Origin of the sequence: Carboxylicivirga linearis, from assembly GCF_018271995.1 — a bacterium.
In the GTDB taxonomy this organism is placed as follows: Bacteria; Bacteroidota; Bacteroidia; order Bacteroidales; family Marinilabiliaceae; genus Carboxylicivirga; species Carboxylicivirga linearis.
Genome location: NZ_JAGUCO010000002.1, coordinates 412,090 through 436,275 on the forward strand (window position 1 = coordinate 412,090; position 24,186 = coordinate 436,275).

Sequence of the window (24,186 nt, forward strand, 5' to 3'; positions counted from 1 at the left end):
ACAAATTATTATGCCATTAGAACTTAAAATAGATACAAGAGTTGCTAAAATCCATGTTCTTAAAAAGGAAGGTTCGAATTATAAAGTGGAGATAGATGGCCGGATTTATGATTTAGATATTGAGAAAGTAGAATCAGATGCGTATTCTGTTTTGCTCAATGGTAAATCGTATAACATGGAAATGATCGAAGGCGATACGCCAAGTCAATATAAGGTTAGCACCCTCAATAATTATTACGAAATTGAAGTGGTTGATGCTGTTGCCCGTTACAGAGCTAAAGCTAAAAGCCATCTCGAAGCGGGTGGCAATGTTATTTCGACACCTATGCCGGGCAAAATTGTTAAAATACCAGTTAAAGAAGGTGATACAGTTGAAAAAGGCCAAACCGTAGTGGTTGTTTCAGCCATGAAAATGGAAAGTGAATACAAGAGTGCTTCTGACGGAATCGTTAAAACCATTCATGTTAAAGAAGGCGATGCCGTTGAAGGACATCAACCCCTTATTGAAATAGAAGCTCAGTAAATCCAGGAAAATCACAAACAATGCAAAATTTAGACGATAAATATAAGAAGTTTGAAGAGCGCAACCAGCAGGCCGAAGCCGGCGGTGGCGAAGAAAGAATTGCAAAACATCATAAAGCAGGAAAACTAACGGCTAGAGAACGAGTTAACTTATTTCTCGATCCGGGAACTTTTGTTGAATTAGACAAACTGGTTACACACCGTTGTAACAATTTTGGCATGGAGAAAACAAAATTTCCGGGTGATGGATTTATAACCGGTTACGGTAAAGTAGATGGTCGCCTTGTGTATGTTTTTGCACAAGACTTCACGGTATTTGGAGGCTCATTAAGCAGAACCAACGCCGATAAAATTATTAAAATATCAAAGCTGGCTCTAAAGATGGGGGCTCCCCTAATTGGCTTAAACGATTCAGGAGGTGCTCGTATTCAGGAAGGCGTTCAAAGTCTGGCAGGATATGGCGATATCTTTCATTTAAATGTAAAATCTTCGGGTGTCATACCTCAGATTTCTGCCATTATGGGACCCTGTGCCGGTGGAGCTGTTTACTCTCCTGCCCTCACCGATTTTATTTTTATGGTGAAAGATTCCAGCTATATGTTTGTTACCGGTCCTGAGGTTATCAAAACTGTAACACACGAAGAAGTAACCAAAGAAGAGTTAGGCGGTGCAATGACTCACAATTCAAAAAGTGGTGTGGCTCATTTTGTGGGTGATGATGATGAGCATACCTTGATGATGATCCGTGAATTGCTGAGTTTTATACCTTCCAATAATATGGAGGATCCTCCTGTAATAAAATCCACTGATGATATCCGTCGTGAATCGGAAGAATTGCAGTCATTAATACCTGCTGATCCCAATAAGCCTTACGACATGCACGATTTGATCGGTAAGGTAATTGATAATGAGCACTTTTTTGAAGTGATGCCACATTATGCACAAAATATCATTACCGGCTTTGGTCGAATGGATGGAAAAACAGTTGGTATTGTGGCCAATCAGCCAAACTATCTGGCTGGTGTTTTAGATATTGACTCCTCAGCTAAAGGCGCTCGTTTTGTGCGTTTTTGTGATGCTTTTAATATTCCATTGGTAACCTTTGTGGATGTTCCAGGATTCCTACCCGGAACCGTACAGGAATATGGTGGAATTATCAAGCACGGCGCTAAGCTGCTTTATGCCTATGCCGAAGCTACTGTTCCAAAAATTACGGTTATCACTCGCAAAGCCTATGGAGGAGCTTATGATGTAATGGCATCTAAACATTTAGCTGCTGATATTAATATGGCCTACCCAACAGCCGAAATTGCTGTTATGGGTCCGGAAGGAGCCGTTAACATTATTTTCCGCGGAGATATTGATGATGAATCAAAAGCCAAACGAGTGGATGATTATCGTGAGAATTTTGCCAACCCATACCGGGCTGCTGAATTGGGCTATATAGATGAAATCATCTATCCTAAAGAAACACGATTTAAACTAATACAGGCATTGGAAATGACAGAAAACAAAAACGAATCCAATCCGCCCAAAAAACATGGTAACATTCCATTGTAAAATATAAAGAGCAAGGCTTTCAACCTTGCTCTTTTTCTATATTAATATTCCTTCATTCACCAGTTCTACTGGCTGCCATTCACCGTTGATTAATTCGTGTACGGTATTTATTCCTGTGGCTAGTAACATTTCAGCCACTTGCTCAAAACCTAAAGTCAGAAACTTTGTAAGGTGAGCATCGCTATTGATGGTAATGGGTATGTTATTTTCCTTAATAAACCGAAAATGCTCTTTACCGGGGAACAAATGATTACTGCGCTGAAAGGCTTTGGTATTGATCTCAACCACTACCCCTTTTTCTTTGGCCAATAGTAATGTTTGATATACCTGATCGAGATACCATTTTTCGTTTTCATCAAATAGACTAAAGGTTTCATTATGCATCTTAATCTTATCCATATGCCCTAAAATATCAGGCGTATGGTTTTGCAACATCTCATTTTGCAGAGAATAAAATTCCAGGGCCAACTTTTTAAAATCAGAATGAAATATTTCATCAAACCCCTTTTTAAATTCAGGTGCCGGACCATCAATTTCCCAACAGGTACCATCAATAAAACAATTTACGTAATGAACCGATCCTATGGTATAATCAAGGTTTAGTTTTTTAATTTCAGCATGGGTAGGCGACATTTTTTCGGGGATATAATCAATCTCAAGCGATTTATATATATTGATCTTATCTTGGTATTTAGCTTTTACCAATTCAATATCATTAATATAATTTTCAATTTGATCGGCCTGCATATTCCAAACCGAATGAAAAGGTACCGGTGCATGCGATGAAATGCCAATACAGGCCATATTCAATTCTAATGCTTTCACAACATAATCCTCAATTTCACCATGTCCGTCGCAATACTTACTATGTCCGTGATAATTAGTCCATCTCATATCTTTCATCTTTACTTTGTCTTCTGCTCCTAAACTGTTAACAGTATTAAAGTTGAAAAAATAGAAATTATCATTCAAATAATATAGAAATTAAAGGACTTTTTGCAGGAATAAATTTCAGACAACTCTTTTTCAGAATATAATGAGCATATCCCATGATAGGATGATAAAAAAACGGGATAGCTTGCTTATATCCCATATTAGAAGGATAATATCCTGAGATATGATGAACGTATCCCACATTAGAAAGAGAATATCCTGGGATTTAGTGAACGTATCCCGGGATATTGTCTTTATATCTTGAGATATGGTGTTAAAAAAATGGAATATAATGAGCCTATCCCTGTTTCACACAATCATATCGTTGGATATGATGATATTCCCATGAGATAAAGCCTCCTTTGTTTAGCAATAATGATTCTGACATTCACCTTCCTATAACCCCATTAAATGGTTTAGTTAATTAAGTCATTATTTTTTTAGAAACATTAAGCATAGAAAGCTGTTCATTTGAATGGTTTGTGTAAATTTGCACCTCGAAAAATTAAGACCATGGGATTTAAGGAAGAGATTAAAAGAAGACGAACCTTTGCGATCATAAGTCACCCGGATGCGGGTAAAACAACATTAACCGAGAAGTTATTGCTTTTTGGAGGTGCCATTCACGTTGCAGGAGCTGTAAAATCAAACAAGATTAAAAAAACAGCAACCTCCGATTTTATGGAGATTGAAAAGCAAAGAGGTATCTCAGTTGCCACATCTGTAATGGGTTTTGAGTACGATGGTTACAAAGTTAACATCCTTGATACCCCTGGTCACCAGGATTTCGCTGAAGATACTTTCCGTACACTTACTGCGGTTGACAGTGTAATTATTGCTGTTGATGCTGCTAAGGGGGTTGAGGCTCAGACCCGCAAACTGATGGAAGTTTGTCGTATGCGTAATACTCCTGTTATTGTATTCATCAATAAAATGGACCGCCCAAGTAAAGATCCTTTTGATTTGTTAGATGAAGTGGAAGAAGAATTAAAAATTAAGGTTCGTCCACTTAGCTGGCCTATTGGTAATGGTCCGGATTTTAAAGGTGTTTACAACCTATTCGAAAAGAGTCTTTACCTATTCGATCCCGGCAAGCAGGTGGTTGAAGAAGGAGTTTCGATCGAAGATATTAACGATAATCAACTTGACACGGATATAGGTGAAGAATCATCGGAGTTACTTCGCGAAGAATTAGAATTAGTTGAAGGAGTATATCCTGAGTTTGAAATGGATTCGTACCGCGATGCTTCAGTTGCTCCCGTATTCTTTGGTAGTGCATTAAATAACTTTGGTGTCCGCGAACTACTGCATTGCTTCCTTAAGATTGCCCCTACTCCACAGCCTTCACAAGCTGAAGAGAGAATGGTAAATGCAGAAGAAGAAAAGTTCTCTGGTTTTGTATTTAAGATTCATGCCAATATGGATCCTAACCACAGAAACAGACTAGCTTTCTTGAAGATCTGTTCGGGTAAATTTGAACGTAACACTAATTATAAGCATGTGCGTTTGGGCAAAAACATGAAATTTTCAAGCCCAACAGCTTTTATGGCCGATAAAAAGTCGATTATTGATGAAGCCTACCCTGGTGATATTGTTGGGTTACCAGATTCAGGTAACTTTAAGATTGGTGATTCAGTTACACAAGGTGAAGACCTTCATTATAAAGGATTACCCAGCTTCTCTCCAGAGCTATTCCGTTACATTGAAAATGCTGACCCAATGAAATCTAAGCAATTGGCAAAAGGTATTGACCAGTTGATGGACGAAGGAGTTGCCCAGTTATTCACCAGTCAGTTTAATGGACGTAAAGTTATTGGAACGGTTGGAGCTCTTCAGTTTGAAGTTATACAGTACAGACTATTGCATGAGTATAGTGCCTCGTGTAGATATGAGCCTATTAACCTGTACAAGGCCTGCTGGTTGAAAAGTGATAACAAAGAACAGCTGGACGATTTCAAGAAAAGAAAGCTTCAGTATATGGCTAAAGATAAATACGGAAGAGATGTATTTATGGCCGACTCAGCATACATGTTGCAATTGGCTCAGGATAACTTTAAAGACATTGAATTTCATTTTACATCGGAATTTTAATCAAGACTTTATTTCTTTCATTGAATAATGTATATTTGATCACGCCAATACCCCAACACCTATGGAATCGACGCCTAAGAAAATAACGGATAATCTATTCAAAGAGAAACTCTCTGAAGGTACTTCCTACGAGAAGGAGGTGATTGTGAACGAAACTGATTTGGCGACCCGATTGGGTACTGCACATATCGAGTTAATCTCCACCTCGGCACTTATTGCCTATGTAGAGCAATGTTGTGCAGAAATGGCGGATGAATATTTATTGGATGGATTGGTTTCCGTGAGTGCTGAAGTCAATTTCAAACACCTTTTTCCCGTAAAAAGCGGTGAAACTATTTATTGTCGTAGTGTATTAAAATTCATCGATACCAATCGCTTATTCTTTGATGTAGTAGTTCTGAATGACAAAGAAATATCGGTAGGCATTGGAGCTCATGAACGCTACATTGTTGATAGAAAAAGCTTTTTAGGAGAAAATCAGTAACAAAATCAATCATCAATACATAGTTCAACAATATTATAAAATCAAGATGTCTTTTTCTGATAGCACTTTCTATGTGTATGTTGCCATTCCTTTATTAATTTTCCTGGCACGCGTTTCCGATGTAACAATTGGTACTATACGCATTGTTTTTGTATCCAAAGGAATGAAACTATGGGCTCCTGTCTTAGGTTTCTTCGAAATTTTGATATGGCTGATAGCTATGAGTAAGATTTTCGAGAATCTGGATAATTGGTTTTATTTTATCGCGTATGCTGGAGGTTTTGCAACGGGTAACTATGTTGGATTAAAAATAGAGGAACGTTTAGCCTTAGGCTATGTAAACATCCGTATTATTACACAAAAATCGGGCATGGACCTGATTAATAAGTTATCGTCGGCAGGCTACGGAGTTACATATATGGATGCGGAAGGTAGTCGTGGTCCAGTTAATATTATCTATTGTGTAACCAAGCGTAAAGATATTGTTCGCATATCTGAAATTATCAAGAAATACAACCCCAAAGCCTTTTTTACTTTAGAAGATATAAGGTTTGCCAACTCAGGCGTATTTCCTGTTAAAACATCAGTTATCAAACGCAACTTTATACCCTTAAGAAAAGGGAAATAAATCTACTAATACGTAATTAATTTCTTGTATTTTTTTTGCCTAAGGTAATTTCCGATAATGATCCGGGTATCGCGGTTATCATTAAAACATGTAATATGCTCTTTGAATTCTTCAGGATTTTCTATTGAGGTATCTTCATAAATATACCCATAACCCAGGTATTTGCCATTTTCGATAACCACAATACCTAATTCATCAGGAGTGCGTCCTTTATCTAAAATAACTGCATTATTATGCCCATAAGATAGTTTTGTAATTAGCTGCAATACTCTTTTATTATATGGTTGATCAGACTCCTCTCCGACACATGCACCTTTACATGTTTTAAGCTGATACTGAAAACAGCCATTTTTACCTTCATATAACCCACAAAGTTGTTGACAAAGCTCGTACTCATCAATCCATTTAAAAAGTTGCTCACGACCTTCTTTCAGGCTTTCAAAAGTGCAATCCGGAATTTCTACACCTGAATTTGGTTTAAGGATTAATCTCATATACCCTTTTCGATCGGTATAATGATATAACCCTACCTGATTACGTGCTCTTCGTTGAGCCCGGTTAAATCGTGGTTTTTCCTCCTTTATTTCCTGCGACTCCTTCAATAAAGCAATTAATTCACTTCCTGTAAGATGATAACTAATATCAGCTGTTTTCATCTTCATTTCAATCCCTTTTTTAGTTTTAGGATTGCCCATATGAGTTATAATTCTATTGCGAATATTCTTACTCTTACCGATATATATTAATTCTCCATCTTCATTATGCAGATAATATACTCCTGTTTCACCCGGCAATGATTTTATAAACTCAATAGATAAATCTGGATGCAAACCATCAGCGGAGAATTGCTGATAGGGATCTTCAGGATTAATCAGTCCATTATTTTTATCCAATAATAATTCGAATAGCTTTACTGTAGCCAATGCATCACCTGCTGCCCTGTGCCTAGCTGATATAGAAATACCTAACTCATCACATAGCTTTCCCAGACTGTAAGATTGATGGCCGGGAATTAGTTTTCGTGATAACTTAACTGTACACATTGATGGCATATCAAATTCGTACCCCAAACTCTTGAATTCATGTTTGATAAAATTATAGTCGAAGCCAACATTATGAGCCACAAAAACAGCATCCTTACAGATATTAACAATATCTTTTGCAAGGGCATAAAACGGAGGGGCTGATTCCACCATCTCGTTGCTAATACCGGTTAAAGAAGTTATAAATGGTGGAATTACACATTCGGGATTTACTAAACTCACAAACTCATCAATAATCTTTTCTCCATCATGGCGGTAAATAGCAATTTCAGTTATTTTACCGTTACTCATGTTTCCTCCGGTTGTTTCAATATCAACGATGACGTACATTTTTTCCCTTCTGAATTTATATGCTAATTATAAGTGTAAAATTAATAAATTAAGGCTCAATCACTAACACTTAAATCGCTTTAAATCCCTTTATTTTTCTTGGTTTTGACAAGTTGAAAGGTTATATTTGTAATACGATCTTTGATACAAAAAACACCGCATCAGTCGTTTTGATTGTTAAACTCAACGCTATCAGAACACCGAGTGACGCTATGCTTTCTAAGGGCGGGCCTCACCTACGGGTTGCTCTCCGGAGCACGGAGGATTACCGAGGATTGTATGCACTCAAATCCTGTTTTCAGGAGTTTAAATTAATCCCGGTTGATGTGGTTCTTTATAAAAAAGCGACGTTTCTTTAATGATTCGTCGCTTTTCTTTTATAAATCTTTAATTAGAATATTTTCAGAGCTTTCAACCAGTTTTTTATTGAAGCCATCCAATATATTTTGCAGACGCCCAAGTCCTTTCGTTTCTTCGAAATGCAAATCGCGACTTCCTTTGGCTTCAATCATGTGAAGTGTCTTCATTACTGTTAACTTATGAATATCAAAAGCAGGCTGATAAACTGTTTCTTTAGTATCATCTATTGCTATCTCTGAAAGGACCTTACTCTCAACCAGGTCAAAAAGTACCTGATTAATAAGTCGAATAGGTAATCGAAGTTCAACAGATAAAAGCATATTAGAAGGACCACTCTCTCCTTTTTCAAATCGTTTTACAACATTTGCAACTACCATCAAGGTAATCAATCGTTTATACTCATAGCTTATTCGTCGTGTATCAGCATCAAATTCAAATGTATTCGCATTCTGATAAGCAAAGGACATTTCAGCTCCAAGTAATACTATTAACCAACTTGCCTGCAACCAGAATAAGAAGAATGGTAAAGCAGCAAAACTACCATAAATAGCGTTATAGCTTGTTACCATGCTTTGAAAATGAATATAACCAAATTGCAATAGCTGAAATAACGTTCCGGAGATAATACCTCCGAATAAAGCAGATCGGAATTTAACCCGGGTATTGGGCATTATATGATGTAAAAAAGTAAACACAATCCAGATTAGCACATAAGATAACAAGAGCATCATTTTTGGCCCAACCATACTTTCGTAACCATAATTCTTGAGTTGCTTTGTTACAAAAACAAACATTCCGCTACTTGAAATCATTAAAAGTATCCCAACTAGCATTAACGATATATAATCGCTGAATTTGCGGATAAAACTTCTGGCATGCTTTACTTCCCAAATATCATTAAACGAGTTTTCGATATTTCCAAAAACCTTCATTATCGACCAGAATAAGACTATCAAACCAATTCCGGCAATTTCTCCTCCCGGTGTTTTTTCCAGATAATTAAGAGCAAAATCAGTAACGAACTTTAAAACCTCTTCCTGACCTTCAAGTTTTGTTGCTAACAAAGCTTCAATACGTTCATCAAAACCAAACCCTTTAGCAATACCAAAAACCATGGCTGCCACAGGTACTACCGATAATAACGAGTAAAATGTAAGAGCTGAAGCTTTTTGTTGGCAATTATCATTTATAAAACCTTTAATTGCCAGATATAGAATACGTGCTGTACGTATAAGGAAGAACTGCCTTTTGGAAGTATCATCGGCACGGACGCGCCAGATCTCTTCATTTAAGTAATGAACTATTTTAGACAGTAGGTTTTTCATTAAATATGCGTTAAGAAAAGAAAAATAGCAAGCCTGTAAGCCGGGTCCTGTTTCCTTACAAGTAAGGCGTCTATCATTTATCTAAATTAATTGTCACCAATTAATTTAAGCGACCTACCCCTCACAACTTTTCTTACGAAAAACAAAACGGGCCGTTCTGCTCCATAGGAATTATGATATACATGGTCTTGCAATCCGCCAGATGTACAGCTACCAATGTTACCACCGGTACTGGTGAGCTCTTACCTCGCCTTTTCACCCTTACCCTTACGGGCGGTTATTCTCTGTTACATTACTATACTCTCACGAACATCTTCCTCTTCAGAAGGACGGCGCCCTACATTGCCCAGACTTTCCTCTTTCACATTTGTGACAGCGATAGACCGGCTTGCTATGCCACAAAAGTAGTACTTATTATTCGATTTGAAATGGTAAATAATTATCTAATTCCACTAAAAAGGCACCTTTATATCCCAGTTCTTTTATCTTTTGTAACTCTTCTCTAGCATCTGTACCAGGAAATTCACCAACACAATATCTAAATATCTTGTCCTTCATTCTGAATTCCATTACATTATCCAAATTCTCAAAATGGCTTAAATAAACCGGAAAACGAAATGCACTTAATTGAACGGTATAGGTTTTTGAAGGATCAATTTTCTTATTTGAAGCAGTAAAAGATGATTCTTCATTTTCCATATTATACTCAGCAGTATTTACAACAAAAGCCTGATCATAGCCAAGGTTTTTAAAGTAATCTAAATTACTTTTTGCCTCTTCATAACTGTTATACTGACCAACCGCATAGCGAACAAACCCATCAGTACATACATATTCGCGTGCTACATCTACAGCCTGAAAAAATGATGCTACACCCGGTGGATGTTTGAGAGCAATAATTTGAATGGCCCAATAAGGAGCTTCAGCCTCGTCCATTCTAATTATCTTTTTTGTAGTCCTCAAATAGGCAATATCTTCAGCTTCACCTACAAAGGTACCAACCACAATTGCTGTTATTATAAGTAAGAATTTGAGTCTCATTTTTCAGATATTTTGCCGTTTCCCGACTATTAATTCAAGTTTAGTTAAGTCTTTTCCACACAACAACCTCAATACGCCTGTTTTTTATGTGTTCACTTTGTTCGCAATATACTCCTCTCTTACATTTGTTTAACAGATATCTTTCTCCATATCCGCGAGGAATCATATTTTCATCATTTACACCTTTCATCATCAAATATTTTTCAGCTGATTCAGCAGCTGACTGCGATATATCAAGGTTTTTATATTTATTCCCTTTAGCTTCGGTATGACCGTTTAACTTCACTACTACATTTGGATTCTGCAATAAGAACGCGGCCAGTTTATCCAATATAACTTTACCTTCTTCAGTAACTTCATCTCCGTCATATGGGATAACAAATTTACCAATCTCATTCAACGAAGCCTCTTCAAATATTGGAGTTAAAGATAATCCATTATTATTAATATCCTCAATCTCCATAATATGAACAATCATTCTTTTGGCATTGTAATCGTCTCCTTTAGATAATTCTATTTCAAATTCCTGACTATCATTTTTATATTCATCCGGAATTGGAATCAACACCTTACCACTGGCATCAGAAGTTCCAGTAGCAACAATATCACCAGTATTAGCATCTTTTATTACCACCTGAGCTCCATCAATTGGAGTTCCCTTAAATGTTGATGTTAAGGTGGTTGAAAAGGCAACCGGATACATTGACAAATCATTCACAGGAGGTGCTACAATAACCGTTGTCTCCTCAATCGGTTCTGGCTCAACTGCCATTTCATCGAATACAGGTATACTTTCTTCACCATCATCTTCCATCTCATTAGTTGGTAACATCATAAAAATACCATCAGTACTTCCGGTACCAATACGGTTTGTTGAAAGAAAACCTTTTCTACTATCGTTGGGATCCAAAACAAAACCAAAGTCGTCCTTACCACTATTGATTGGTTGGCCCATGTTGGTAACATTAGTGTACTTACCATTTACTAATTCAGCCTTAAAAATATCAAGTCCACCAAATCCCAGGTGACCATCGGAAGCGAAATACAAATCACCTTCCTTACTAATATATGGCCATTTTTCATTACCAAAGGTATTTACTTCATTACCGACTGATTCTGGACGATCAACATCACCATTTGCTTTTATTTTGGCTTTATAAATATCCTGTCCTCCAAAGCCACCACGTTGACTTGATGTAAAGAACAAATACTTATCATCAGGTGATACTGCCGGATAACCAATATCGTAATCATCGGAGTTAGCACTTAATTCTTTTTCATTCACCCAATCTTTACCGTTATGTTCTGAAGTAAAGATTTTAATTCTACTACCTCCTTTTATCTTAACTACTTTAGTATAATAAATACGTTTGAAATCACTTGTAAAGGCAGTCGCTCCAACGTGAAAATCATATTCGAGGTTACTTGAAAAAGATGTACTTCCTTCCTGAATTTCACCATCAACATATTTAGATGAAAATAAATTTAAGAATCCTTTTCCTGTATTATCCAGTTTTTTTGATCCACCCGTCTTCTCTGCAGAATAAACTACTTCATCTTTATAAAACTGAATTCCGAAAGATTGACCACCAATTAATAAATCAGCAGGGTTTACCCTTACATCCGGATTATATATTGGATTTTCACTTGCCCATTTACAAGCTTTTATAAATTCATTTATATCCAAAGGATTAACCCCTTCAGCATCTTTTGCCTTTTCATACCATTCAATAGCCAATTCATATGCACCTAATTGCTGATAACAGGAAGCGTAATTTATAAAATCCTCACCATCTGTTATATCTGATTCCGCATTCTGGTATATATCAAATGCCGCTTGATTATCCTTTAGATTAAAATAACAACGAGCTATTTTAAACTTTGTATCTATGCTATTATCGCCTTTTTCTACAGCTGCATTAAAATACTCTAAGGCTTGATAAAAGTCCCTATTCTCGTATAAGTTTTCAGCACGTCTCAGTTCTGTTCGCTGTGCACTTACAAGTTGTGCAACTAACATCAAACCCACTATCGCTGATATTCTAAAGTTAGGTATCATAGCTAAAATATATTTAGGCAATAACATTTGTATTATATCGTCAGGTGAATTCTTCATAACTCCTCAATTAAAAATACCTGATTGAACGCATTCCCGGACGCTTATTGAAAGAGAAATCGAATTGGATACCAATTTCATGCGTTCCGTATTTACCATATGTATTTAACGGTGATATTGAATAATCGAATGAATATCTTACCGTAAACTGTCGATTAATAATATACTCTGATAAGAATACCACTTCAGAAATACTTCGGTATGATAATCCTAACCACAGCTGTTCAACTAAAAGAACATTTGCTGATACATCAAAAGTTAAGGGTGCTCCTACAACAGTACGGATTAATGCAGTAGGTTTTACCTTTACTTCTCCCCAATCAAATACATAACCTCCATACCAGTAGGCATGTAAATTTTTATAGTTGAAGGTATTCTTAAACTGTTCTTCAGCTTGATCAAACTGTGGGTTAAATAAGCGAGGAATAGAAAAACCAGCGAAATAATCTTTGGCATAAAAGTACGCTCCAACACCGGCATTAAATCCAAAGTTTGTTTCCTTTCCCTGATAAACAGGATCACCAGGATTAATAGTAATGGCTTTTGTTCCATCATATACTTTAGAAGTTACCCCTAATTGTAAACCCAATGATAAAAACTTACTTCTATCAATTTGTAGTTTATAGGAAGCAGCCCCCATAAATTCAAATGTATTTGTAAAACCTATTCTATCGTTGGTAATAATAGCCCCAACACCCAGATTGGTATCTTCAATAGGTCCATGAACATTTATAGCTTCGTTCATAGGAGCATTCTCCATTCCTAACCATTGGTTACGATGTACAATTAAACCACTGATAATATCACGTGTACCATTATAAGCAGGGTTTAATATACCCTGATTACTGATATAATGATTGTACTGAGCCTGATCCTGTGCTTTTACCGTACCGGTAAAAACCAAAATCAATAATATGGGGATTATATATTTCATCATGGTCATCATTTAATCTAACGTCGTAATTCAATTGAACCATTATACTCTCTGGTTTCAACCTTTGTTGAGCCCGCTTCAGAATTATTAATCTTAATAGAAAAAACATAGAAATAAGTACCGTCCGGCAAGTTATCACCTATTGAAACCATTGCACCGGCATTGGATTTCCCATCCCACGAATTATCATACTGCTTACCTTTAGATCGGTATACTACTGTACCCCAGCGGTTATAAACTTCCAGTTTTGATTCTGCAACCTGATCTTTAAACTCACCATCAATTTCAAACCGATCATTTATATTATCGCTATTTGGTGAAAAAGCATTAGGAATTAAAATACTATTATCATCATCCACATCAATATTTCCAACAAAGAAGTATACATAAGCCGTATCTATTCTTTCTGTATATTCAGTATTACGAACAATGTATCTAACAGTATCTCTACCGTAGAAAGTTGGAGATTTTTTGAATTCTAATTTACCACGACTGTTAATATTCACTCTATTTCCATAATCAGTAGTTACCTGAAGATCTTGAGTAAATTCACCACTTGCAGATAAATACAATAATTCAAATGCGATGTTATCTCCAATTTTATCAAGTAGTTGTTCATCTTTAATATCATTAGCCCAAACATCAATACTATCAGTAACTAATCCACTCTTAATCATTAAAGTATCATTGATCGCAATAAGTGGCTCTTGATATAATTGGATGGTTCCATTCATCATCGATACACAACCATACTCCGAAACAGCTTGAACTGTAAAATAACCAGGTAAATCTCGAGGACCATAATTGATGGCATAAGCAGTTCCCAGACTATCAACTGCAGGAATAAACGAAGTATCATTTATTAATAACTCATAGCTAGTTCCTAACTCTGATCCATTAAGTACTAACGAGTCAACACCTACTTGTCCCTGGCAAATTTCAGAACAATCAAATAAGTTGTCACCATTACCCAATCTCATTTCTAAATCAAATACAGTAGGTAAAGCATCCTCAATAACCTGAATTGTATCAGACCACCACACTTCACAACCTGTATCAATATTTACAGCGCGAACTGAGTATTCAACAGTATCAGACTCGGCTCCCATAAAATAGCCAGAGAATAACCTGTTACTACCATCACCACTTATATAACCTATATCATCAGTAAAATCTCGGTAAAGTATATATGCTATTCCGTCCTCTGTTGAATTAACTCCTATTTCAACTCCCATTCCATTAGCACAATAACGGGCAGTATCAGAAACCTGTGTACCATTAGATTGAGCAAACATTGTGTAATCCGATGGACCATCTTTATAGGTAATATCTATTGTACCCATAACTGCATTACAGGTTGTATTAGCTATTGCTATAATTTGATAACTAACAAGTCCTTGACTACTTTCTGATACATTCCATGATAAATCATTTCCATCACCAGTTAAAGTATCTCGTTGTGTTGTTCCATTATCAATATAGTACTCAATACCAACCTGGCTTTCTGATAACCTGATCGTTGTTCCTGTCGATCCGCATACACTATATGCATCTGAAGAAACAATCTTACTTTCAGGTTCAGCAATTCCGATAATTTCAACAGAATCAGTGCTATTCATCAAGGTTCGGCATCCTAATTCATTATAGGATCCCCAAATTGCATATTTTCCGTCAGTTAAAGGCCCCATATCAATTGGTGAACCAGCTGTTCCTCCAAGTGCTTCAGCAACCACCTCGCCATCGGCATCTACTGCAATATATAACACATCAGTTTGTTGATCTGACAATTGAATAATTACACCTTCTTCAGATGAGCAATATTCAAATACATCACCATCGATAACGTCTTGTTCAAGTATATCAACACCGACTTCAATATTTACAGTATCACGCATACTTGAAGTACATCCCTCCGGAGACATACTATAAACAGTATAAGACCCATCTTCGGTAATTGGGATAAATTCCAACTCGTTACCTGTACCATAAACAGTTTCTATTGGTACATTACCTGTACCATCATTACGTAACAGGATATATTCATAATTAAACTCTGATCCATCCAATGTTAAGACAGCAGGATCATCAGTACAATATTTTTCAGCACCATACAACCTAAAGGCTTTTGGTAGTGGATTATATGCAATATCCACACGATTTAACATTTCGTTACTACATCCGCCAAAGTCAGTAATTACATCGTCGTAACCAATAACCATATACGTTCCTTCAGCAAATAATGCTTCGAATTCTATAGGATCAGTAGAATGAGACTGTAACAATGTATCTATTGCAATACTATCCCCCTGACTACTTAATCGATACAACACATAATCAACATCTGCTTCAGGATTATGAACTCTTACTGTTATACTTCCTGATCCAACGCATATAGGTCCTGAAGGCACATAATCAACCACACGTTTACCCACAACACCAGGTATCTGAACATGAATCAAAGGATTATCACCTGTATTGTTTTCCATTAGGCTCATACATGTACCATTATAGGCTTCAACTCTATAATAGCCATCAGAATCAAATAATTCCGCAAATGATATATTACCACCATCACCAATTATTTCATAACCGGGAACAGGCATATCGGTTGCAACATTGACAAGAACATAAGTAATTCCAACTTCTGAATTTGGAACTGTAATTACAGTACCTAATGAACAATCTGTTCCTGGATTTACTGTAAGGATACGATCTTCAGGTAATGGAGTCTCTGTTACATCGATAGCCCCATTCATAATTGTTGGCTCACAAGCAATGTCTGGATTTTGTTTCACGGCTCTTACTGTGTATAAGCCTTCAGTTCCTACAGTCCAAACTATCTGAGCACCACTAACAACACCGAAATCTCCTGTTGGATTACTGTCTAACATTAACTCATAATCTACATCACTCTCTGGATTATTGATAAATAACATGGCTGTTCCTCCACCTTTACAGAAAGCTGTATCGCCTTGCAGATCAATAATCACAGGTAAAATATTTTCGCTTACTTCCAGTGAATTGGCCATGGAAGCTTCGCAAGTCAAACCTTCTACATTAGCAGTAACTGTATACACACCAATAGTATAATCACCTGAAAACTCTAACGGCATACCACTGGTTGTAGATAAAATATCTTCGGCATATACTCCATCTTTAAATAAAGTATAACGTACACCGGCATCCTGATTATCCAATAAAAGTTTCACTCCGGCATCTCCCGGACAATAACTAGGTATATTGTTTTGTGCAATTAAATTGTATGCTACTGGTTGTTGTTGAATTGTTACAATAACATATTCATCCATTGGGAAGTAACATCCTCCTTCTTCCACAGCAACAGTATATGTTCCTTCTATTGTATGCAAACCAAAATCGACAGGTGATCCAGCCACCCCTGTTACAGTTTGTATCTCGCTACCATCTCTGTATAATCTATAAACAATACCGTCGTCAGCATCAGATAAATAGATATTAACACCTGTACCATCCTCACAGTATGTACCATCTCTCGGATCAATGTTAGCATCCGTATACACTTCATATGGATTACCTGAATACGTAACATCAATCTCATATTGGTTATTCATAGTTGATATACATCCGGTTACTGAGTTAATAGCAACTACGGTATAAATTCCAACTGTAGTTTGAGGTCCAAAGTTTAAAGAATTACCATCACCGCTAATTACGCTAACCACATTATTGCCATTAACCATTAAGTAATAATCAACTCCTACTTCAGATCCATCTATAGTAACATCAGAACCATTGGTACATGTAGTTTCTACAATAGCCGGACTTAATTCAAATACTGTCGGTAAGTCATTTCTGGTAATGGTTACCTGATTATTCATTTCAAGACGATCAGCTGGTACACTTGGATTATAGGCTTCCACCTTATAAGTCACAGTACCAATTATATCATCCCAAACAACATTATTACTTCCATCGAATGCTATACTTGAAACAACAGAATTATCAGATACACGAATTAGATCATAGGTGATACCGATCTGTGCTCCACTTAAATAAATACTAATGCCAGTAGTTGTTTCTGTACCATCGCCACAATACTCTGATGCTGATGCAATAACATCAAAAGGTAATAATCCTTCAAACACACTCACTACTAACTCAGTACTATCTTTACAACCTGTACTAGTTTCAGCAATAACACGAATTACAGTTTGATCGTCATTCTCATCGACAGGTGTCCATAAGTATGTATCAGAACCATCATGAGAAGTATCTTCTACTCCATTTATTTTATAAACATAATTAACAACATCTGTACCGCTTCCCACAAAGGTAATTTCAGTACCAGCAAGCACACTTAAACCTGGTGATGCTGTCAATACTACTCCTGCTAATGGATTAACAGTAACATCTAGTACTGATGCAGAAGGAGCATTACATCCATTTGTAAACTCGTAGTTTACACTTACTTGTTGTGCTCCGGAAGTTTCCCAGCTGACAGTAATTTCATCCGTTCCATCACCTGATATTATAGTACCACCGGAAACAGTCCATACATAATTCAGATAACCAGATTCAGTTGAGTATACTTCAATATTATTATTACATACTGTTGCTGAACCACTGATAGTTGGAACTGGTGTATCTTGTACGTCTACATTCAGAACAGTTGGAGAAGCCACGTCACATAAATTAGGATCGGTGTAGCTTAAAGATATAGTTTGAGTTCCAACCGTATTCCATTCAATTGTAACTTCTTCAGTACCATCACCGGAAATTATAGCACCACCGGTAACAATCCAATTGTAATTAGACATTCCGCTTTCTGTTGAATATACTTCAGCGTAAGTATTACATACTGTTGCATTCCCTGTAATTGTTGGAACAGGTAAAGGATGGACAGTAACATCCACTTGCGTAGGTGAAACCGCATTACATCCACTTGAGTTATCATAATTAACTTCGACAGAACCTTGTCCAACTACATCCCATGTAACAGTTATTTGTTCTGTACCTGCACCGGCAGTAATTACACCTCCTGTCACAGTCCACTGATAATTATTTTGTCCTGATTCAGTGACATATACATGACCACTTGTATTTAAACAAGCTTCAGTTGGGCCAGTCAAAGAAACAGTAGGAATAGGATTCACAGTAACTGGCAGTACAAATGGGGTTGCAGCCGGACATGAAGCCAATTCATAATTAACACTAATTTCTCTATCCACACCAGTTGTCCAAATAACAGCCACTGTATCTGATAATTCAGGATTAGTTGTAAGAATTGTACCTCCAACAATTTGCCAATCGTAATTTGTTGCACCTGATTGAGTTCGGTATGTAATAGTATGACCTTCACAAACAGTATCATCACCAGTAATAGTTGGTGTTGGCAAATCAACAACAGTAATATTTGTTGATGTTGGAGTGATAGGATCACAAGTATTACCATCGGTATAAGTTACCGATATAGTATGTGTTCCATTGGTAGCCCAATCTATAGTAATGGATTCGGTTCCCTGTCCTCCAGAGATAGTTCCACCTGAACCAACAGTCCAAACATAATTAGACATACCTGATTCAGTTGAATAACTTTCAGTTACTCCATTACAAACTGTAGCCGATCCTGTAATTGTTGGCGTTGGTAGAGCATTTACATTTACCGGATATTCGGTAGGATTAGTAGGTTCACATCCATTTCCATCAGTATACGAAACACTAATTGATTGTGCACCTGAAGTATTCCAGGTTACAGAAACTGATTCAGTTCCATTACCGGAATCAATAGTACCTCCGTTTATGCTCCACACATAATTAGACATACCACTATCTGTAGAATATACGTTTGCGGTAGAATTCTGACATACATCTGCTGAACCTGTGATAGCAGGAACAGGCAAATCGTTAACCTGAACTTCTAGTAAAGCAGGACTAACAGCAGAACAGTTACCATTGATTGTTTCGTAATTAACACTAACACTCTGTAATCCAACTGATGTCCATTCCACATCAATGATTTCAGGATTCGCTGTTGGGATTATTGTGCCCCCTATTACAGTCCAATCGTAATTAACGTATCCTCCTTGAGTTGAATATTGTTCAATAGAATTTAAACAAACATCGTTACTACCACTTACTATTGTAGGATTTGGTAAATCGTGAATAACTATAGCTAAAGATGTTGGTGAGCTGGCAATACAACCATTTGCGTTTTCATAATTAACACTTACTGAACCATTTCCGGGCGCAGCATCCCATATCACCGTTATATTACCATTATTATCATCTGTTTGCACACTTCCTCCAACTATAGTCCAATCATAATTAGTCATACCGGTTTCAGTAGTGTATGAACTTGTACCATTAATACACACATCGGTATCTCCGTTTAATGAGATAGTCGGAAGAGAATTAACTGTTATAGATTGAACAGTTGGTGTTGCTGGCGCACAACTTTCTGCAGATTCATAACTTACAGTAATTGATTGAGTACCCGTTGTATTCCAATTAATATCTACATAATCGAAACCATTTCCACCACCATCAACAGATCCACCGGTAACATTCCATATATAATTATTAAATCCTGAATCGGTAGTATATCTTTCAGTAGTATTTACACAAGGTGATAAATTACCCGATAGAGTTGGAACAGGTAATTGATTAACAGTCATTACTAATTCTGGAGCTGAACTTGCCTGACAAGAATTAGTGGTTATTACTGTTACAAATACCAAATCTCCATCAGACAATGTACTTGATGAAAATGTATTACTTGCACCACTCTGTTGACTTACACTATTAACAAAAAACTCATAATTTGCAGGCACTACGTTTGCAGATGCATTGGTAACATTTGCAGTAAATGTTGCTGTGGTGCCATCACAAATAGGATTTGCATCAACTGTCAATTCAACAACAGGATTAGCATTCACTGTCATAGATACACTACTTGAGTTATCGCTACATCCAGAGTTTGTTTCTGTAACAATTACATAAATCTGATCTCCGTCTTCAAGAGCACTATCTGTAAAAGTACTGGATGAACCGTTTTGCACAGATACATCATTTACACCACGCACTCTATGAAAATCATAATTGAAGTTTGCTCCAGGATCATTTGGCGTTTTCACTGCACTTGCATTAAAAGTAACTGGTGTACCCGCACAAATCTCAGAACCTGGTGATGATATACTTATAGATGCAATTACTTCATTAACTGTAACGGTAACATTAGCTGTTCCATTACAATCAGTTGATGAACTTGTATCATATCCAACAACTATAATTACATCTCCATTAACTAATGCATTATCAGCGTAAAAATCATCTGTACTTCTTGGCTTAACAACATTGGCTGGATCGATTGCATTCTTGTAAAAGATATATTCATCAGCTCCACCCGCTGTGAATGTTACCATTGTTCCAATGCAAAATTCATCACCCGGTTGATCGGACGATAATGTTACAACAGGATTACTATTAATTATAACATTATGATCCAGGGTATTTGTACATGTGCCATCATCAACAGTTAATGTATAAACTCCCTCATGAGTTAATTTAATTGTTGTAGGTATTGTTAATGTTGATCCACTTACCGTTGATGCATCTGGTAATAACCATGAGTAGGAAGTACCTCCTCCACCAGTTAGGCTTAAACCATCACCCTCGCAAAGTTCAGTCGTTGTTACAGCAACATCGCCATTAATAGAAGGCGTTGGCAATGTATTTATCACAACATCAACTGTTGCTGAATGCGTACACGAGTTATCATCCGTTACAACTACCGTATATCCACCATCGTAAGTTGCCTTATCTACTGAAGCGATAAATGGGTTTTCATCTGAGCTTGCGAAACCATTGCTAGCATGCGACCAACCAAAAGTGAATGGAGCAGTACCATTTGCTCTATTGGAATACAACTGCAAATCACTACCATCACATGTAGGATCGTAGGATGGCGATACAGTTGGCGCTTCAAAAACAGTAACTGTTATACTTGCCGTTGAGCTACACTCTGTAGCATACGTCATATCAAAACCTTCAACAGTTACAATATCTCCATCAATTAGGGTATTATTAGTATATGTATTTGTGGCCCCTCGGGGTTGATCTTCCACTCCATTTACATAAAAGATATATTCATCTGCTCCACCGGAAGTAAAAGTAACATCAGTTCCAGGACAAAATTCATCATTGGTTTGATCACTTGATAAAGTAACATTAGGTGTTGGATTCACAATAACCGTCCAATCCAAAGTCTCCTCACAAGTACCTTCAATTACTTTTAAAGTATATGTTTCACCCGCCGGTGCAGTTGAGGCCATATTATTTATTGTGAGTACATCCGATAGTATTGTACTCATATCCGGTAGGGTCCACTCATAAATAGCACCACTTGCTCCTCCACCACCTGTAAGTGTTAAAGTTTCACCTTCACACATTTCAGTTGTACCAGAAACAGCACTTCCATTTATTGTTGGATTAGGTAACTCTTGTATTGTTACGTCTACAAAACTTTCAAGACTGGAACATCCGGCATCGTCGGATACAATAGCCCCATACTGAGCAGCATCACTTAAAGAAGCATGATCGATAACTAAAGTTGAACCTGTTTCTCCAGAAATCAAGACTCCATCTTTAGTCCATGCATAATTACCATATGAACCACTACCACCTGATGCTGTTGCTGTGATAGTTAAATTACCACCGACACACACAGGTGCGTTATACGACAAAGTAACTGTTGGAATAGAATTAACAGTTACTGTTGTTTGATCTGTATTTTGGCAGGTATTGTTATCAGTGACAGTTAAGGTAAAAATATGATCACCGGAACCATAGCTTGTTGATGACAATGTAACATCCTGAACTGAACCAACAGGATTTCCACCTGCATCAGTCCATGCGTAATTTGTTAATCCATCAGGATCACCTTCAAGTGTGAAATCTTCACCTAAACAAACAGCCCCTGTATTACCGGCAGAAACAGAAGGTAGAGAATATTCAATTAACGTAACTGAAGAAGTCATAGTTACCTCACAACTTGGAGCACCACTTCTCTCTACATCTACAGTATAAGTACCACCTGAAGTAACTGTCCATTGCAATGGAACCCCCGTATTACCACTAATAGCCATTTGTTCGTCAGCACCATCTAACTGCAATTGATAACTATATCCAGATTGAGAATTTGAAAGCGTGAGGGTGGCTGAATTTCCAGCACAAATAGCTGGAACATCACTAGTTAACATATATTCCTCAGAAGACATATACACTGTAGTAAAGTCAGTTAAGATACCAACTTCTACTCCACCAGCATCATAAGCTCTTATAATAATATATACCGGAACCCCATCATATTTTCTATCAACTCTACTTGGAAAAAACTCAAGATATGAATCCAGACCTGTATCATATACATCTCCCCAACCAGGATGATCCAATGTACCTTCTCCAGCCAAATTTGTAATCATTTGCCATTGAACAGTAGCTGTATAAGCTGGCAAAGAGTTTTCTGGAATTTCAATTTTACTAAAACCATCTATCGAACAATAATCTGATGCTAATGTTGGCAATGTACCATAACCACCTTTTAACACAGGAATACGAGTACCCAGATAGTCCCCTATTGCTTTAAGATCATTCGCAACATTTTGCCTTTGCCCAAAAGTATTTGACAAAAACAAAAGTCCAAATGCAATTACTAGCGTAAGACGTAAATTTCTTTTCATAAACGTTTGTTTATCTAATCCCCAACTTCACAATCCAACTACGTACGTTAATTAATATTTACTAACCATCATTTTATGTTAGTTAAATCTATTATTTAAACATCTATTCCAACACATGCTCTCCATTTATTTAATGATTTCCAGCTCTGATCTTCCGAAAACCATTGAAAAGTCGCAATAAATGTTCTGTTCAATAGTATTAACGTTTCTACGAAGCACCATTCAAGTTGTTTCATTAAATCTGCTTCTCATTCAATATTTTTGATAATTAATTATTAACACCAACCCCAAGACTCTGTAAAGCTTTGGGAGAATGCTCTAAAGCAATCCGAGCAATTTTAATAAAGTCACTGACATAATTTTGCATTTTTATCACCATCTTCTTCCGCTGTGCTGTAAGTCGCTTTAGCTCTGCAGCACTTTTAATGCACTCATCATTCACTTCATTTAACTTTACCAACTGCTTTCGCAAATCTTCAATTTTGACTACCTCTATTCCATATTGAGCCATTCTATCCTGATAACCATCATCATTTTTAAGCATGATAGAACAGAATACACTCACCTGAAAATACCACTCTTTATAAGTACGTTCTCTCCCTCCATCTAAAATCAGAACATTACGAGCTTTAAAATCTTCCGCAAAAGCAATACGTGCAATCTTTAAATACTTCATATACTCTTTATGAATCTTTGATTGCAAATCCTGCTTCAGCTTAAACTTCTCCATTTTATCAGACTTTGCCTGATGTTGTTTAAACGAAATCTCCTTTAACATTTTAAACACCTGCTCACCGTCGTCCAACCGCCGTTCATCATAACCATACTGCATTACAGCATTCTTTATATCATCTACATGCTTGCTATTATACACAAGTATGCCTGCCTGATGAATAAATGATGTTATCGTTTGCTTAGTATAATGCATATAAATCTTAATATTTAATTCTAATATTTAAAATTTAGAGTATAGATTTAATATTATTACAAATATTTACAAAATAATTTAACTAATCCAAATTTTTATTAAAATATTTTTAAAAAAAACAAATCTAATTTGCTTTTAAATCCTTACATTTATATTTTAGATACGTTCATTAATA

Annotated in this window: 14 protein-coding genes and 1 other RNA gene; 5 read left to right on the forward strand and 10 right to left on the reverse strand. The window is 36.6% G+C overall.

Annotation, left to right across the window (positions count from 1 at the left end; translation table 11 throughout):
- Positions 1–10 precede the first annotated feature (10 nt).
- Both KEM10_RS05035 and KEM10_RS05040 read left to right on the forward strand, forming a co-directional pair.
- Positions 11–523, forward strand: a complete 513-nt coding sequence (locus KEM10_RS05035; RefSeq protein ID WP_212214288.1) for a biotin/lipoyl-containing protein — start codon at positions 11–13, stop codon at positions 521–523.
- Between the two features lie 20 nt (positions 524–543).
- A complete protein-coding gene (locus KEM10_RS05040; RefSeq protein WP_212214291.1) occupies positions 544–2,082 on the forward strand; it encodes an acyl-CoA carboxylase subunit beta in 1,539 nt (512 codons plus the stop codon).
- Between the two features lie 36 nt (positions 2,083–2,118).
- Here KEM10_RS05040 and KEM10_RS05045 read toward each other — a convergent pair whose 3' ends face one another.
- Positions 2,119–3,054: a histidinol-phosphatase gene (locus KEM10_RS05045; RefSeq protein WP_212214293.1), complete on the reverse strand. Its 936-nt coding sequence runs from the start codon at positions 3,052–3,054 to the stop codon at positions 2,119–2,121.
- Positions 3,055–3,528: 474 nt separating this feature from the next.
- Between KEM10_RS05045 and KEM10_RS05050 the strand changes: the two genes are divergently transcribed.
- The 3 genes from KEM10_RS05050 (at position 3,529) to KEM10_RS05060 (ending at position 6,218) form a co-directional block, all read left to right on the forward strand.
- Positions 3,529–5,106 (forward strand): peptide chain release factor 3, encoded by a 1,578-nt coding sequence (locus KEM10_RS05050; RefSeq protein WP_212214295.1) that lies wholly within the window; start codon positions 3,529–3,531, stop codon positions 5,104–5,106.
- 61 nt (positions 5,107–5,167) lie between these two features.
- Positions 5,168–5,590, forward strand: a complete 423-nt coding sequence (locus KEM10_RS05055; protein ID WP_212214297.1) for a thioesterase family protein — start codon at positions 5,168–5,170, stop codon at positions 5,588–5,590.
- A 46-nt stretch (positions 5,591–5,636) separates the two neighbouring features.
- Complete coding sequence (locus KEM10_RS05060; protein WP_212214299.1) at positions 5,637–6,218, forward strand: DUF2179 domain-containing protein; 582 nt, start codon at positions 5,637–5,639, stop codon at positions 6,216–6,218.
- A 5-nt stretch (positions 6,219–6,223) separates the two neighbouring features.
- Here KEM10_RS05060 and KEM10_RS05065 read toward each other — a convergent pair whose 3' ends face one another.
- From KEM10_RS05065 to KEM10_RS05105, 9 genes are all read right to left on the reverse strand, one after another.
- Complete coding sequence (locus KEM10_RS05065; protein ID WP_212214301.1) at positions 6,224–7,591, reverse strand: 3'-5' exonuclease family protein; 1,368 nt, start codon at positions 7,589–7,591, stop codon at positions 6,224–6,226.
- A 377-nt stretch (positions 7,592–7,968) separates the two neighbouring features.
- Positions 7,969–9,276, reverse strand: coding sequence for a YihY/virulence factor BrkB family protein (locus tag KEM10_RS05070; protein WP_212214303.1), 1,308 nt, complete (start codon positions 9,274–9,276; stop codon positions 7,969–7,971).
- A 20-nt stretch (positions 9,277–9,296) separates the two neighbouring features.
- Positions 9,297–9,671: RNase P RNA component class A (gene rnpB / locus KEM10_RS05075), an RNA gene on the reverse strand.
- Positions 9,672–9,690: 19 nt separating this feature from the next.
- A complete protein-coding gene (locus KEM10_RS05080) occupies positions 9,691–10,317 on the reverse strand; it encodes an SPOR domain-containing protein (RefSeq protein WP_212214305.1) in 627 nt (208 codons plus the stop codon).
- Positions 10,318–10,357: 40 nt separating this feature from the next.
- Positions 10,358–12,433: an OmpA family protein gene (locus tag KEM10_RS05085; RefSeq protein ID WP_244825562.1), complete on the reverse strand. Its 2,076-nt coding sequence runs from the start codon at positions 12,431–12,433 to the stop codon at positions 10,358–10,360.
- Between the two features lie 10 nt (positions 12,434–12,443).
- The gene (locus tag KEM10_RS05090) at positions 12,444–13,370 is read right to left on the reverse strand and encodes a PorP/SprF family type IX secretion system membrane protein (RefSeq protein ID WP_212214308.1); all 927 of its coding nucleotides are present in this window, start codon (positions 13,368–13,370) and stop codon (positions 12,444–12,446) included.
- Positions 13,371–13,384: 14 nt separating this feature from the next.
- Positions 13,385–23,083: a T9SS type B sorting domain-containing protein gene (locus KEM10_RS05095; RefSeq protein ID WP_212214312.1), complete on the reverse strand. Its 9,699-nt coding sequence runs from the start codon at positions 23,081–23,083 to the stop codon at positions 13,385–13,387.
- 95 nt (positions 23,084–23,178) lie between these two features.
- Positions 23,179–23,319, reverse strand: a complete 141-nt coding sequence (locus KEM10_RS05100; RefSeq protein ID WP_212214314.1) for a hypothetical protein — start codon at positions 23,317–23,319, stop codon at positions 23,179–23,181.
- Positions 23,320–23,351: 32 nt separating this feature from the next.
- Positions 23,352–24,011 (reverse strand): hypothetical protein, encoded by a 660-nt coding sequence (locus KEM10_RS05105; RefSeq protein WP_212214316.1) that lies wholly within the window; start codon positions 24,009–24,011, stop codon positions 23,352–23,354.
- Positions 24,012–24,186: the final 175 nt, after the last annotated feature.